Source organism: Janthinobacterium sp. AD80 (assembly GCF_002878455.1).
Taxonomy (GTDB): Bacteria; Pseudomonadota; Gammaproteobacteria; order Burkholderiales; family Burkholderiaceae_D; genus Janthinobacterium.
Genome location: NZ_NRDQ01000330.1, coordinates 1 through 816, shown reverse-complemented (window position 1 = coordinate 816; position 816 = coordinate 1). Strand labels below are relative to the sequence as shown.

The window sequence follows — 816 nt, the reverse complement described above, 5'->3', positions numbered from 1 at the left end:
CAGCCTGCGCGCCATCCTGCAGCCCGCCTTGCTGCTGGCGGCCGGCGTGGCGGCGCTGGTCAGCGTGGCCACCTTCAGCTTTTTCACGTATATCTCGCCCTTCCTGCTGCAACTGGGCGGGCTCGATGCGGACGGGCTGGGCGCGGCCATGCTGTGCTTTGGCGCGTGCGCCATCGGCGGCAACCTGCTGGGCGGCTGGTGCGCCGACCGTTGCACGGCGCAGCGCGACACCTTGCTGGCCCTGGCCGCGCTGGCCCTCAATCTGGCGGGTTTTTATCTGCTGCGCGGCCAGCCCCTGGCCCTGCTGGCCCTATGCGGCACTTTGGGCTTGCTGTTCTTCGCCCTCGTCACCTTGTCCACCATGCGGCTGCTGCGCCTGGCGCAGCGGCATTGTCCGGGCAGCGACGCGGTGGCGGCGGGCTTGAACATCGCCGCCTTCAACGCGGGTACGGCAGCCGGCGGCGCCCTGGGCGCGGCCCTGATCGTCAGCTTCGGCCTGCCCAGCATCGCCATCGGCGGGGCGCTGGCGGCGCTGCTGGCCATGCTGCTGCTGTGGTGCCAGTCGCGCAAACTAGATGCGCCGCTCTAGTTTTTGCGCGCGGGGCGCCCCTGCCTTTGGCGTACACTGGCCGGCAAAAGGCAGGACAAAACAAGGGGAGACATGGCGATGGAGACTTGCTGATGCGACGCAGATCGTTCCTGAAACTGGGCGTGCTGGGCGCCTGTGCGCTGGCCGCCGGCGGTGCCGCCTATCGTCTGGTGCGCGGACCGGCGCCGCCGGGCCGCTTCGTGCTCGATGGCGAAGCGCGCGCGGCA

At 70.2% G+C, this 816-nt stretch carries 1 pseudogene; it reads left to right on the top strand.

Annotation, left to right across the window (positions count from 1 at the left end):
- Positions 1-589 (top strand): annotated as a pseudogene (locus JaAD80_RS31110) (MFS transporter); the annotation flags it as partial.
- Positions 590-816: the final 227 nt, after the last annotated feature.